General features: G+C 55.9%; 1 pseudogene. It reads right to left on the bottom strand.

Features of this window, described 5'->3' with window-relative positions:
- Window positions 1–78: 78 nt before the first annotated feature.
- A pseudogene (locus C7G61_RS43675) lies at window positions 79–254 on the bottom strand (integrase core domain-containing protein); the annotation flags it as partial.

Below are 254 nucleotides of genomic sequence, written 5' to 3'. Positions count from 1 at the left end.
CGCAAAACGCGTCTCGCTATCTCCGCTCTGATCGAGATTCATCTGGCCCTCCACACGCCAAATTGCGAATCTCCTCAATTACTTGATTCCTGGCCTCCCGTGCGTGCGACCTTCTGACTCAGTACGATTATAGAAGTCGAGATATCGGCCGATCGAGCTGCGGGCCTCGCTGACGCTGTCATAGGCCCGCAGGTACACCTCTTCATATTTGATGCTGCGCCAGAGGCGTTCGACGAACACGTTGTCCCGCCATG

Origin of the sequence: Bradyrhizobium algeriense (assembly GCF_003062295.1) — a bacterium.
GTDB classification, from domain to species: domain Bacteria; phylum Pseudomonadota; class Alphaproteobacteria; order Rhizobiales; family Xanthobacteraceae; genus Bradyrhizobium; species Bradyrhizobium algeriense.
This window is presented reverse-complemented; position numbering and strand designations above follow the sequence as displayed.